This is a genomic window from Myxococcus sp. RHSTA-1-4 (assembly GCF_020037125.1).
GTDB lineage: Bacteria > Myxococcota > Myxococcia > Myxococcales > Myxococcaceae > Myxococcus.
The window spans coordinates 37,959-50,673 of record NZ_JAIQDG010000035.1 but is presented as its reverse complement, the minus strand read 5'-3'; the positions used below and the strand labels follow the sequence as shown (position 1 = coordinate 50,673).

The 12,715-nt window shown below is 71.4% G+C and carries 12 protein-coding genes; 3 read left to right on the top strand and 9 right to left on the bottom strand.

The genetic code is table 11. The features are described 5' to 3' along the window. Nucleotides 1-3 precede the first annotated feature (3 nt). Genes K8638_RS35540 through K8638_RS35500 form a run of 9 tightly spaced genes read right to left on the bottom strand, consistent with a single transcriptional unit; the run spans nt 4 to nt 7,783 of the window. Nucleotides 4-777, bottom strand: coding sequence for a PASTA domain-containing protein (locus K8638_RS35540; protein ID WP_223759157.1), 774 nt, complete (start codon nt 775-777; stop codon nt 4-6). Nucleotides 778-779: 2 nt separating this feature from the next. Beyond that, entirely contained in the window at nt 780-1,445 is a 666-nt protein-coding gene (locus tag K8638_RS35535) for a hypothetical protein (protein WP_223759156.1), read from the bottom strand. Further along, on the bottom strand, nt 1,438-2,343 hold the full coding sequence (locus tag K8638_RS35530) for a hypothetical protein (RefSeq protein WP_223759155.1): 906 nt from the start codon (nt 2,341-2,343) through the stop codon (nt 1,438-1,440). The genes K8638_RS35535 and K8638_RS35530 overlap by 8 nt, the downstream gene beginning before the upstream one ends. A 12-nt stretch (nt 2,344-2,355) precedes the next feature. Further along, nucleotides 2,356-2,946: a hypothetical protein gene (locus tag K8638_RS35525; protein ID WP_223759154.1), complete on the bottom strand. Its 591-nt coding sequence runs from the start codon at nt 2,944-2,946 to the stop codon at nt 2,356-2,358. 15 nt (nt 2,947-2,961) lie between these two features. Next, entirely contained in the window at nt 2,962-3,576 is a 615-nt protein-coding gene (locus K8638_RS35520; protein ID WP_223759153.1) for a hypothetical protein, read from the bottom strand. Nucleotides 3,577-3,590: 14 nt separating this feature from the next. Continuing rightward, entirely contained in the window at nt 3,591-4,091 is a 501-nt protein-coding gene (locus K8638_RS35515) for a hypothetical protein (protein WP_223759152.1), read from the bottom strand. 9 nt (nt 4,092-4,100) lie between these two features. Next, entirely contained in the window at nt 4,101-6,182 is a 2,082-nt protein-coding gene (locus tag K8638_RS35510) for an OmpA family protein (RefSeq protein ID WP_223759151.1), read from the bottom strand. A gap of 3 nt (nt 6,183-6,185) precedes the next feature. Next, nucleotides 6,186-6,734, bottom strand: a complete 549-nt coding sequence (locus tag K8638_RS35505; protein WP_223759150.1) for a hypothetical protein — start codon at nt 6,732-6,734, stop codon at nt 6,186-6,188. Next, nucleotides 6,731-7,783 (bottom strand): hypothetical protein, encoded by a 1,053-nt coding sequence (locus tag K8638_RS35500; RefSeq protein ID WP_223759149.1) that lies wholly within the window; start codon nt 7,781-7,783, stop codon nt 6,731-6,733. Before K8638_RS35500 ends, K8638_RS35505 begins: the two co-directional genes overlap by 4 nt. A 279-nt stretch (nt 7,784-8,062) precedes the next feature. Here K8638_RS35500 and K8638_RS35495 point away from each other — a divergent pair, with 279 nt between their 5' ends. The 3 genes from K8638_RS35495 to K8638_RS35485 all read left to right on the top strand — a co-directional run bounded on the left by K8638_RS35495 (nt 8,063) and on the right by K8638_RS35485 (nt 12,691). After that, on the top strand, nt 8,063-9,100 hold the full coding sequence (locus K8638_RS35495; RefSeq protein WP_223759148.1) for an agmatinase family protein: 1,038 nt from the start codon (nt 8,063-8,065) through the stop codon (nt 9,098-9,100). 33 nt (nt 9,101-9,133) lie between these two features. Continuing rightward, complete coding sequence (locus tag K8638_RS35490) at nt 9,134-10,480, top strand: trypsin-like peptidase domain-containing protein (RefSeq protein ID WP_223759147.1); 1,347 nt, start codon at nt 9,134-9,136, stop codon at nt 10,478-10,480. A gap of 66 nt (nt 10,481-10,546) precedes the next feature. Beyond that, a complete protein-coding gene (locus K8638_RS35485; RefSeq protein ID WP_223759146.1) occupies nt 10,547-12,691 on the top strand; it encodes a serine/threonine-protein kinase in 2,145 nt (714 codons plus the stop codon). The last annotated feature ends 24 nt before the right edge of the window (nt 12,692-12,715 follow it).

Sequence of the window (12,715 nt, the reverse complement as noted above, 5' to 3'; positions counted from 1 at the left end):
GGTTCAGCCCTCCATCGCGCGGCCGATGAACAGCTGCACGGATGCGGTGGTGTCCTCGACGCCGGGCTTCGGTAGCTGGCGCAGCACCCGGCCGTGCTGTCCGCTCTCCTTCGTGAAGATGGGCGAGAGCGCCACGCGCAGCCCGGCTTCCGCCGCGAGCCGCCTCGCCGCCGCGGGCGTCAGCCCGTGGAAGCTGGGCACCGGACGCGCCACAGGCTCCGTTGCCGGCTCCGTCGGTATCTCGAGCTGCTCGACGAACTGCGCCTCCGTCTCCGACGTGCCCTCGGCCGTCGTCTCCGTCCAGCGCACCCGCACCTGGGTCAGCTTCATCGTGGTCAGCGAGGCCTTCACGGACTCGATCTGCTGGCCCGCCGACTTCAGCCGGTCCTCGATGGCCACCTCCACCAGCGTCGCGGGCTCGGTGGCCGTGGCGTCCGTGGTGGTCGCCGTGGCCGTGGTGGCGGTGCTCGCCGCCGTGGGAGCCACCGCGGCGGGGACGGCGGCGATGCCCTCGCGCACCGGGTCCAGCAGCACCAGCGTGCCGAAGTCGATGACCGTGCTGCTCATCTTCACCGGGTACGTGGCCACCATGCCCTCGGCCAGCCGCAGGTGCGAGCCGAAGGTGGCGCTCGTGACGTCCACGTCCAGCAGGCCTTCCGCGTCCGTCACCCCGGTGTCGCGCAGCTCGAAGGTGCCGGCCGTCTTCCCGGGCACCCACCACATCACCTTCATGCCGGCGGCGGGTGTCCCCGCGGCCTTGCGGAAAAGGGCCCTCACCCTCATCGCGGCACCTCGCAGGACAGCGCCAGCGTCTTCCCCGCCGCGTCCACCGTGAGCGCGAGCACGCCGGCCTTCTCATCGACCGCCACGCGCACCATCGTGCGTGCCTCACCGGAAGCGTCCGTCTTCACCACCGCGAGCGTCACGTCCGTGTCCGGGTGCGGCTCCACGCCGGCGAGCGACAGCGTCGTCCTCCGGTCGAGGTTGAACTCCACCTCCACGTTCGGCAGCGCCTCGCCCGCGGCGTTGCGCAGGCGCGCCACCACCATCGGCAGGCCGCTGGCGTCCTTGGTGACGCTCGCGTCGAGCACCACCGGAGGGAGGCCCTCGTTGGCCGGCACCGCGACGAAGCTGCCGCGGATGATGCTGACCAGCTCCGTGCGCGTCTGCGACGTGGCGGTCTCCGCCAGCCGCACCGGCCGCATCTTCAGCACCTTGCCCGTGGTCGGCGTCGGCCCGGACACCGTGGTCGTCTCCACCCGCAGGTCCATCCGCAGCTCGAAGTCCAGCTTCGGCACGTAGTAGGTGAACTGCCGGCCGGGTGCTCCCGCCGAGGAGATGGCCCCCAACTCCGCCTGCGCCTTCGCCAGGCCGTCCGCCAGCTCCAGGAGGTACTCGTCCAGGGTGCCGAACAGCTCCTGCGCCTGCTGTGTCGTGTCACTCATCCCACGCTCCCCGGCGACCGCGCTCCCGCTGCGCGTCGCGTGCCGTGTCGCGCTCGGCCATCGCATCGCCGCCGTCGCGCTCCAGCTCCATGTCCATTTGCCGTTCCATCGATTCCAGGTCCATTCCGCCCGCCGCCAATCCCCGCTCCATCAACGTGCTCGCGTCCGGCGAGCGCATGTCCATCCTTCCCAGCCCGCGCGCGGCCAGCGCCAGTCGTCCCAGCCCCGCCCCACCCGCCTTCCCCACGCCAGCTCCCGGCAGCGGCAGCCCGCGCGCCAGCGGCATCGGCTTGCGCGCGGCCGAGCGGGCCTCCTCCGCCACCTCCGACAGCCGGCGCGCCGCCTCCTTCGCCCCGGTGCCCGCCGCCCCGGACCCGAGCCCGGGACGCTGGAGGACGCGCTCCGCCAGCCGCGCCGCCAGCTTCCCGCGCTCGCGGGCCTTGCGCGCCCACTGCTGGCGCAGTGACGCCTGCTGCTGCTCCCGGCGGCGGTTCGCCCGCGCCGTCTCCTGGCGCTTGCGCCGCAGCTCCTCCACCCGCTCCGCCTCGTCCGCCTCCGCCCGCCTCCGCGCGTACAGCTTCTGCTCCAGCAGCCGCCGCGCCGTGTCCCGCTCGTGCTGCTTCCGGTCCGCGATGCGCGACTCCGGTGTGTGCTCGACGACGGGAAACTGCCTCGCCATCCGCGCGTCGACGGGCGCCTCCTCCACGCCCATCAACGCCTTCATCGTCCCTTCGAGCTGCTTGCGCTCGCGCAGCAGCGCGGCCAGCTCGGAGTCGACTGCCGCCACCTCCTCCAGAGACGGTGGCGCCGCGGGCTCGGGCGTACGGCTCGCGGCGGCCTCCCCCGTGGTGGGGGCCTCCTCCTCCGCGAGCAGGTCTTCCCAGCGGACGTGTGACATGGAGCGTGCCCGTCAGCCCACGTTCTGCACGGCGGAGTCCACCTTCCCGCTGATGCTGTCGCCCTCCGCGGTGCCCTTGAGACTCTTGGCGATCTCCGCGCAGATCTGCTGCAAGGCGGCCGGCGGGGGGATGGGCACCAGCTTGGTGCGGATGAGGCTCGAGCCCTCGGCGGAATAGCTGTACTTCTGCGAGTGCTTCGCCGTCACCGTGGTGACGTGGCTCTTGTGGCCCTTCACCAGCGTGGTGAGGATGCCCTTGTCACGGTCCACCTTGCGGTCCCGCGTCTGGGTGATGTCCTCGTTCGACTCGTGCATGGAGATCTCCATCTTCACCTCGATGATGGTCTCCACGAACTGGTAGAAGGTCGGCGTGAAGCCGAGCAGCAGCAGCGGGTAGTCGGTGCTGCCGAGCTTCACGAAGCCGGCCCCGTCCCGCACGGCGTTGCCGCTGTCGTCGATACGGTAGCCCGCCATGAGCTGGGCAATCTTCAGCGACGAGCTGTCGAGCGCGTACTGGGCGTCAGCGATGGCGTTGCCCAGGTTGCGGACCATCTCCCCGAAGGGGACGTTGAGCAGGTCCTGACCGATGGTGTTCGTGGCCATGGTGCGCGCCTCCTGCTACAGCGGCTTGATAGGCGTGGTGGTGGTGGTGGTGCCGTCCGTCGTCGTGGTGCCCGTCGCAGCGGCCTTGGCGGCGGCGAGCGCGCGCACCCGCTCCTCGAAGAGGGCCGGCGGGGGGATGGGGACGAGCTTGGTGCGCAGCAGGCTGGCGCCCTCCACGCTGTAGTCGTACTTGCGCGTGTAGCTGGCATCCACCGTGCTGACGATGGCCTGGGGCGTGCCGCCCCGCTTGAACATGCGCAGCGAGGCGGGGCTCTTGGTGGTGGTCTGCCGCGCCACCTTGCTCTCCACGCTCTCCGTCATCTTCACGGCGATCTTCACTTCGATGATGGTGTCGACGAACTGGTAGAAGTTCGGCGCGAAGCCGAGCTCCATCATGGACACCGGCGAGCCCGCGAAGGACACCTTGGTGTCCACGCGGATGGGCTTGCCCGCGGAGTCCAGCTGCACGTTGCCGTCGGCGTCGCGCAGCAGCGCCTCGCCGCTCATCATCTCCGCGACGAGCATCCCGCTCTTGTCGAGGTCCATCTGGGCCTCGGCGATGGCGTTCGCCATCTCGCGAATCATGTCCCCCATGGGGACGTTCAAGAGTTCCTGGCCGATGTTGGGCATGGTGTTGGAGTCCGTCAGGCGGGATTCGTGTTGGTCGTGGGCGCCGGCTGCGAGGCGACGGCGATTTCATTGAGCAACTGGTGCAGGCGGGCGGGCGGCGGCAGCGACACCAGCCGGGCGGCGATGGAGCTGGCGCCCTGCACCTCGAAGCCGTACTTGCGGCTGTACTCGGCGTTCACCGTCACGGAGAACACGCCCTGCATGCCCCCCGTCACCGAGCCGCCGACGGAGAACTCCGTCGACTCGCGGATGGTGAAGGTGAGCTTCGCCTCCAGGGTGGCCTCCGCGAAGGAGTAGAACGTCGGGGTGAAGCCGAGCGACAGCAGGCTCCACATCTGCCCACCGAGATTGACGGTGGGCTCCGACATGCGCTTCGCGATTTCCAGCGAGTTGGTGTCCAGCGCGTGCTGGGCGTCCGCCACCGCGCGCCCGAGCCGCTCGATGAGCTCGGGCAGCGGCGCGTCCAGCACCGTCATCATGGCCCGCTGGCCCTGAGTGGTGTTGTTGGTTGGCATGGGGCGTCCTCAGGGGTACCAGAGGCTCAGGTAGTCGCCGATGGCCTGGAGGAACTGCGGCGGCGCCGGCACCGCCACCAGGCGCGCCTTGATGGAGGAGCTGCCGGAGACGCTCAGCTCGTGCTTCACCGCCAGGTGCGCGTCCACGTTGAGCGCGCGGAGCTCGCGCCCGGAGCTCTCCTTCCGGTCCACGGAGCTGCGGCCGCCGAGGCGAGGCCCGGACAGCAGGAAGGCGTTGGTGTTGCTGGTGCCCAGCATGGTTCCCGAGGGCCCGGAGAGCGTGACGGTGTTGCCGGCCGCCTGCGCCTGGAGTCCCGCCGGCAGCAGGCCCGAGGTGGCGCCCGCGGTGATGGCGTTGGCGAGGTTGCGGGCGGTGTCCGCGGCGGTGATGCCCAGCACGAACTGCCCGGCCTGCGGCGTGGTGCCCGACTCCACGGCGACGAGCTGCGTGTTGTCGATGACGATGGTGTCGCGGGGCTGCGGCGTGGCGGGCGGGCGGCCGTCGCCGAAGCGCCGGGCCACGCGGATGGTGCCGGCGGCGGACAGGGCCGGCGCGGTGGGCGTGCGCGCGAACAGCGTGTACATGGCGTGGTCGCCCGTGCCGTAGAGGTACACGCGGTCGCCGCGCGAGAAGGCGCCAAAGGCGGTGTTGGCGTTGGCGTCGCGGATGGCGCGGGCCAGGTTGGCGGCGGTGGACTCCGCCGTGGCGCCCACCGTGAAGGTGGTGCCCTGGGTGTAGTCCGTGCCCATGAAGGTGACGACGGGCGTGGTCGGCGCGTTCGCCGCGGCGCGCGTGCGCGGGACGATGCGGGCGTCCCGGTCCGCTCCCGCCGGGTCCCACGCTCCGGTGGTGACGGCGGCGGCAACGCGCGCCACCAGCACGCCGTCCACCCCGGCGAAGCGCAGCACCACGCGGCGGTTGGCCGCGAGGTCCGTCGAGTGGAAGGAGGCCGTCTCACCCCGGCCCACGGCCGTCAGCCGCGAGGAGGGAACGCCGCGCGCCTCCAGCGCCCGCTTCACGGAGTCGGCGCGCTTCTGCGACAGCGTCTGGTTGTAGGCCACGGTGTTGCGCACATCCGCCCAGCCCTCCAGCGTGAGGCTGGCGGAGGGGTGCTCGGTCAGCAGCGCCGCCACAGCGTCGAGGATGGCGGACGGCTCGCGGTCCGTGCCGTAGGTGGTGGTGGGCGTGTCGTGCTCGTTGTCGTCGAAGTAGAGGGCGCGGTTGCACGTGCCGCCCGCGACGACGAGGAAGGCGCCCGGGTCCACCTGCTGGCCGATGTCCGCCAGCGCCGCGCCCACCGTGGACGCGGTGCTGGTGTAACGCGTGCCCGTGGTGGCGGGCAGCACCAGCGTGGGCGCCGGAGTCACCGAGCCCAGTCGCGCCACCACCAGGTTGTCACCCGGGGCCGCCTGCGGCGCGGTGCGCACGGTGATGACCGAGCGGTTGATGACGTACAGGTCCGGGCGGTTGGTGCTCGCGGTGACGCCCGACTGCATCTCCCACTCCATGAAGATGCCTTGCAGGTCTCCCGCGGTCTGGTTCGTCCAGACGGAGTTGTTGCGCAGGGCCACCAGCAGCTCCTGCGCCGTCTCCCACAGCGAGGCCTGCCGGGCGACGGGGATGCCCGTCGCGTTGGGGCCCGTGCCGCCGTCCAGCGCGTAGCTGGTGGTGCCCACGGTGAGCTGCCCCGGCCCGTTCGACGCCAGCGCCACCCGGGCGAACGGGGGAATGCCCTCTCCGTCCTGCACGGTGATGGTGGCGGTGCCCGTCGAGGCGCTCGTCTGGAGGTCGTAGTTGCCCGACTCGCTCTCGTTGTCGTAGTTGAAGTTGACGTCGAGGTCGACGGAGGTCGAGTAGTAGACGTGGAGGTTCATCTCCAGGTCGGCGTACTGGAAGTGGTAGAACGCCGGCTGCAACCCGAGCGACAGCAGGTTCTGCGTCATGCCGGGGAGCACCGTCTGCCCCAGCTTCAGGGTCTGGTTGACGCTGTTGGTGTCCAGCTTCTCCTGGGCCTCTGCGATGGCCAGGCCCATGTCGCGGATGAACTCGGAGATGTTGAGATCCGCGAGGATCTTCCCTGCTTTCGGCATGGTCTACCCCGGTGTGGTGACGAACGATGGAAGTGCGACGGCGATGTCCGGCCGCACGGCGTCAGGCCGGACGGTCCAGTAGGGATGACGGTCCTGCTCCAGTGAGACTCGGCGCGCGTCCACGTGCAGTCCGGCGCGCACCCACGACAACACCCGCTCCGCGACGGGGAGGTGCCCCGCGCCCGCCAGCTTCACGGCGGACTCCAGGCGCTCCCGGGCCTCGGCGGAGCGCCCCTGCTTCGCGAGCGCCAGGCCGTGCCGCTCCAGGTGCGCGGCCAGGTCCTTCCGGGCCAGCTCCCCCTCGGGAGGCTTCTGGGCGTAGTGGGCCTCCACCCGCTCGCAGAAGGCGATGACGGCGTCGTGGGCGTCCGTGCGCTCCAGCGACTCCAGCACGCACCAGGCGTAGTGGCGGAGGCAGGCCTCGGCCTCGCCCTGGGCGGAGGCCAGGCGCAGCGCCTCGCGGTAGTGCCGGAGCGCCTCGGCATGGTCTCCCGCCAGCGCGCGCACCTTGCCGTGCTCCGCGACGCGGTAGTGCAGCGCGGGGCCACTCATGGCTCCACCAGGGAGGCGCGCGTGCCGCGCGAGCGCAGCTCCGCGACGAGCCACCGCGCCCGCGTGTCCCCCACGGGCGGCGTGAAGGTATGGGGCAGCCGCGAGAGGGCGGTGCGCACATCGCTGGCGGGCAGGTTGAGCGCCGCGGAGAGCAGCTCGCTCGTCCCGCCCGGGTCCTTCGTCTCGTCCACGCGCAGGCGGAAGCTGCGGAAGCTGACGAGCTGCACGGACAGCTTCGCGCCCGCCGCCTCCAGCGCGGCCGAGCGCGCCGCCACGTCCTCGCGCCGCAGGCCCGCGTGCAGCACCACCGGCAGGCGCGAGAGCACCCGGGGCACCAGCGCCTCGGGCATGCCCGTCTCCTGGATCAGCACCCGCGCGAAGTCGGCCCCGGCGGGTGCCTCCACGAGGCTCACGTCGAAGCGCTGGAAGGCATGGTCCAGCACCCGCACCAGGCCGCGAGAGCCCAGCTCCCGCCACACGCGCTCCGCCTTCGCGTGGTCCAGGTTGCTCGCCAGCAGCGGCGGCTCGCCCGGCGTCACCCCCAGCGCCTCCAGCACCGGGCGCACCACGGCCACCCCCGAGGCGTCCGAGCCCACGTAGAAGATGTCATAGCGGGCCGTGGGCGCGTGGCTGGCGTCCACCTCCACGCCCAGCGGCGTGAAGCGCGCGCGCAGCGCGTCCACCGTGGCCTGCGACACGGCGCCCAGCACCGTGGCGGGCGTGGCGCAGAGGGCGGCGGCTGCCTCCGCCTGCGTGCAGCCCAGCACCGTCACCAGCTCCGCGCAGGCTTCCCGGAACCGCGCGCCGTCCCGCACGTACAGCGCCACGTCGAAGCTCGGGCCGGCGGCCGGCGGCTCCGCCCCATCCGGCTCCACCACCACGTCCAGCCCCGCGCCCCGCAGCGCCTCCGACAGCTCCGTGGCCAGCGTCTCCGGAAGTCCTCCCGCCAGCACCGCCGGTGCCCGGAAGATTCGCGACGCCAGCTCCGCTGGGGGGAGGTCGAAGTGCGGCACGAGCGCCCGCAGGATGCTCGCAGACCCTTTGTGCAACGAGCGCACAGTGATGCGGTGGAGACTGTTCATTCAGTGCACAGACAACGACAGTAATTGTTGTGTTGTCAACATTGTGCAGTACAGCTGGTGCGGGTCCCCGGTTGCAAGGCCCCCCGAAATCGGGGGTACTGATACATTTTTCAAATCTTGGAGGATGGGTGCGCCGCATCCGGGGGGAATGACGCAGGCTGGCATGGAAGCGTCCGGTTCCCGAGGCCTCCGCCTGCCCGGCGATGTCCGTTGCACCCCCTGGCGGGGCCCTTATCCTGCGCCGCCATGCCTACCCACTTCGACCCCAGCGCCGCCGCCCAGCCGGGTTCCGGCGTCTTCGGCCTTCCCCACTCGCCCGATGAGGCCCACGTCGTCCTCATCCCCGTCCCCTTCGAGGCCACCACCAGCTACGGCGGCGGCACCTCCGAGGGCCCCGCCGCCGTCCTGGACGCCAGCCGGCAGGTGGACCTCTTCGACGTGGAGACCGGCCGGCCGTACGAGCGTGGCATCGCCATGCTCCCCGAGTCCCAGGAGCTCCGCGAATGGAACACCCGCGCCAAGGAGCGCGCCCAGGTCGTCATCGAGGCCGGCGGCGTCCACTCCGGCGAGCCCGAGCTGCTGAAGGCCGCCAGCGACGTCAACGCCCTCTGCGAGCAGATGAACGAGCATGTCTACCGCACCGCGAAGCACTGGCTGGAGCAGGGCAAGCGCGTGGGCGCGGTGGGCGGTGACCACTCCATCTCCTTCGGCATCATCCGCGCCCACGCGGAGAAGTACCCCGGCATGGGCGTGCTCCACCTGGACGCGCACGCCGACCTGCGCGTGGCGTACGAGGGCTTCACCTGGTCCCACGCGTCCATCATGTACAACGTCGCCGAGCGCCTCCCTGGCGTGAAGACGCTCGTCCAGGTGGGCCTGCGCGACATGAGCCAGGAGGAGTACCGCTACATCGAGGACTCCCAGGGCCGCGTCCACGGCTTCTTCGACTCCACCCTCCAGAACCGGCGCTTCGACGGCGTGCCCTGGAACCGGCAGGTGGATGAAATCGTCGCCCTGCTGCCCCAGCAGGTCTACCTGTCCTTCGACATCGACGGACTGGACCCCGTGCTCTGCCCGCACACGGGCACCCCGGTGCCGGGCGGCCTGTCCTTCCCCGAGGCCGTGGCCCTCATCTCCGGCGTCGTCCGCTCCGGCCGCACCATCGTCGGCTTCGACCTCACCGAGGTCTCTCCGGATCCCGAGGGCGGCGAGTGGGACGGCAACGTCGGCGCCCGCCTCCTCTACAAGATGATTGGCTGGATGCTGAAGTCGCAGCGGGCCTGAAGCTTCGGGACGGGTCGCGCACGGAGGGTTGGCATGAAGGCTGGAGTCATGAGGTGGAGCCTGCTGGTGGTGGCGCTGCTGGCCACGAGCCCCGCGAGCGCGGACCTGGCCCGGCGCCGGGACGCCATCGTCGAGGTCGTCCAGAAGGTCTCCCCGGCCGTCGTCTACATCGGCACCGAGCAGGAGGTGGAGTCGCGCTTCCGCGGCCGGCGCTCGCCGCTGGAGGAGTTCTTCGGCGGACTGGGCGGGGACGAGGGGCGGCAGAAAATCGAGGGCCTGGGCAGCGGCGCCATCATCGACCCGTCCGGCATCATCGTCACCAATGACCACGTCATCCGTGGCGCCTCCGCCATCCACGTGGTGCTGGCGGATGGACGCTCGTTCGACGCGGAGGTCATCGGCAGCGACGCGGCCAATGACCTGGCCGTCCTCAAGGTCAACGCGAAGGAGCCGCTGCCCGTCGCGAAGCTGGGCACCAGCTCGGACCTGATGATTGGCGAGACGGTGGTGGCCATCGGCAGCCCCTTCGGCCTGAGCAAGACGGTGACGTCGGGCGTGGTGTCCGCCGTGGGGCGCACCTTCCGCGCGGACGGGCGCGTCTACAACGACTTCGTCCAGACGGACGCGGCCATCAACCCCGGCAACTCGGGCGGCCCGCTGCTGAACGTGGACGGGGAAATCATCGGCATCAACACCGCCATCTTCGGCGGCGGCGCGCAGGGCATTGGCTTCGCGATTCCCGCCGACAAGGTGCGCCGCATCGTCGACGAGCTGACCCGCTTCGGGAAGGTGCGCCCGGCGTGGGTGGGCATCGACACGGTGGACCTGACGCCACGGTTGGCGCGGCAGCTCGGGTGGGACCGCTCCTACGGGGCGCTGGTGACGGGCGTGGAGCCCGACAGCCCCGCGGCCAAGGCCGGCGTGAAGCGAGGTGACGTGGTGGCGGAATTGGGCGGCTCGCGCATCCAGGACGCCGAGGACTTCGACACCCGCGTGCGCGGCTACCCTGCCCGCTCCGCCTTCCCCCTGATCCTCTTCCGCGAGGGCGGCCTGCGCACCGTCCAGGTGACGCCCGTGGAGTTCCCCGCCCGCATGGTGGAGGGCCTGGCGTGGGAGCGGCTAGGACTGAGAGTGAAGGACGGACGGGGAGCGCTGGTCATCTCCGGCGTGCGTCCGGGCTCGGTGGCGGCCGACGTGGGGTTGGAACCGGGTGACATCATCCTCCGGGTGAACAATCAGCCGGTGGCCACGGCGGAGGCCTTCCGGGAGGCCCTGCTCACGGCGAGACGCGGACGGAGCGTGTTGCTCCTCGTGCGGAGGGGCCGGTACGGCTACCACATCACCCTGCCTTTCGAGCAGGACGCGGGACAGCGCCTCTAGGGCGTTTCGGACGGCCCGGCGGGCCTGGATTTCTGGGCCCGCGCGACTCGCACTAGCATGGGGCGTATGAGTTCGGTCCGTTACCAGTCCCTCGGCCCCCTGGGTGCCGGTGAAGGCTCGCGCGCCTTCCTCGGCCTGGCCCTGGAGGACGGCGCGCCCCCCCGCCCCGTGGTGCTCATCTGGGCACCACAGGAGATTGTCCAGAATCCGGAGCTGACGGCGAAGCTGACGCGCGAGACGTCGCGTGCGCTCGTCTTCGAGCACCCCAACATCCTCCGCGTCCACGGCCTCGCCATGCAGGACGGCGGGCTGGCCCGTGTCACCGAGTTCGCCGACGGCGAGCCCCTGCGCCGCCTGCTGGAGGTCCACCCGCGCCTGCCGCCGCAGTTCGCCGCGCTGGTCATCGCCGACGCCGCCATGGGCCTGCACTACGCGCACATGGCCGGCAACGACGACGGCACGCCGCTGGTGCACGGTGACGTCCGCCCGGAGACGCTGATGATCTCCTTCGGCGGCGTGACGAAGGTGACGGGCTACGGCGCCCTCGGCGTGGCCCCGCGCGAGCGCGACGGCAAGCGCGTGAAGAACCGGCGCAAGTACAGCGCCCCCGAGCAGCTCCTGGGTGGGCGCGAGGCCGTCAACGTCCAGTCGGACGTGTTCCTGCTGGGGCTCGTGCTGCACGAGGCCCTGTCGGGGAAGATGCCGTTCAAGGAGTCCGCGGACCCGGACAAGGCGGTGCTGAACCGCTCGCTGCCGCCCCTGCCCCAGGACGTGCCGCTGAAGCTCGACGCGGTGGTGCGCAAGGCGACCACGAAGCGCGCGTATGACCGGTATTCGTCGGCGCTCGCGTTCCGTGAGGCGCTGGTGGAGGCCGTGGGGACGCTGCCCACGCATGCGCAGTTCGCGGAGTTCATCGCGAAGTCCTTCCCGCCCGAGAGCGAGGCGCGGGCGGCCCGGCGGAGGGTGATTGAAGCCGGCATCGCGGACGTGATGCAGAAGGCGGGAGTGTCGCCTCCGGTGGTGGCGGAGTTCCTCGCGAGCGGCGTGCTGCCGGCCGGAGCGCTGCCGGCGAAGTGGCCGGCGCTTCCGGGACAGCTCGCCGTGACGGGGCCCGTGAACATGGGCGGGGGCTCGGCGGAGCCGGCTCCGGCGGCCGCCGCCAGCGCAGGCCCGGCGACGGGTTCCAATGCCCAGGTGGCTCCGGCTTCCGGTTCCTCCGCGCAGGGGCCGGAGAGTGGGTCTCATGCCCAGGTGCCGGCGGCCTCGGCAGCTTCCGCACAGAGCCCGGGCAGTGGGACTCATGCCCAGGTTCCGGCGGCCTCGGCTGCTTCCGCACAGAGCGCGGGCAGTGGGACTCATGCTCAGGTTCCGGCGGCGGCGCAGTCCTCTGTCTCCGGCACGACGGGCTCGAACGGAACGGTGGCTCCGGCGGCGCAGTCCTCTGTCTCCGGCACGACGGGTTCGAACGGAACGGTGGCTCCGGCCACGCCGGGCACCGCATCCGGTAGTTCGGCACCGGCTGCTGGAGGCGCGACGCCCGTGGGGAGCGCACAGCCGGCCGCGGCTCCGCTACCCGTTCCCCCTCCAGCGCAGAAGCCATCGAGTGCGTGGATGGGGGCCGTGGTCGTGGGCCTCGTGCTGGTGCTCGGCGCGGGCGCGGTCGTGCTCAAGCGGCTGCCTTCCGACATCGAGGCGGAGGTCGATGCGGGCGCCGCGCTGGCGTCCGTCACGCCCGCGGATGCCCTCGCCGACGCGGGGACGGACGCGGGAATCCAGTACGTCAAGGTCGAGACGGGCATCCTGGACCTCACCGTCGAGCCTCGCGTGGAAGCGTCCGTGCCGGGAACGTACCTGGGGCGCACGCCGCTTTCCGCGACCCTGCCCGCGGGCCGGCACGTGCTGACGCTCAGCAATCCCGTGCTCGGCATCCAGGTGACTCGTACCGTCACCGTTCCGGCGGGTGCACGCACCGGGCAGCAGTTCTATCTGAACAAGGGCTTCGCCACGGTGCGTGCGCCGAAGGGCGCCATCGTCACCATCGACGGCCGTCTCGTGGGCGCCGCGCCCGTCGAGGAGCTGGACCTCTACGAGGGCTCGCACCAGCTCCTCGTCGTGGTGAACAACGCGCGCTGGCAGCGGTCCTTCAAGCTCGAGCCCGGCCAGCGCGTCTCCTTCGACGTCGAGTTCGAGGAGCCCCCCGAGGCGGAGTGAGCCCGCTGGAGCCCCCGCGCCGTC